The following is a 311-nucleotide window of genomic DNA, read 5'->3' on the forward strand; positions in this document are numbered from 1 at the left end:
CGCTGCCGGCGGCCAGTAGCGAGCGGGTGGCATCGCTGCGACGAATGCCGATATCTTCCGGGTACACCACTTTGCCGCTCTGGCGCAGCGCGGCGACGCGTTTGGCGTCCACCCCGAGGCCAATATCGGTGATCCCGGCCACCGCGGCGACCATCGCCCGGCGCTCTTCAAGGCTCTCCGCACGGTACAGGTAGGCGATACCCTCTTCGGTCAGGACGTGGGTGACGTCATCACCATAAATCATTACCGGCGCCAGCGGCATGCCGGAGGTTTTCGCCACCTCAACTGCATCCAGCGTCTCAACGAAGGTT

At 64.3% G+C, this 311-nt stretch carries 1 protein-coding gene; it reads right to left on the reverse strand.

Annotation, left to right across the window (positions count from 1 at the left end; genetic code table 11):
• Nucleotides 1-311: malonate decarboxylase subunit alpha (locus QP437_RS09855; protein WP_285267712.1), on the reverse strand; the 311-nt coding region annotated here is incomplete at both ends.

It is taken from the genome of Haemophilus sp. UMB1048 (assembly GCF_030218125.1).
Taxonomy (GTDB): domain Bacteria; phylum Pseudomonadota; class Gammaproteobacteria; order Enterobacterales; family Pasteurellaceae; genus Haemophilus_D.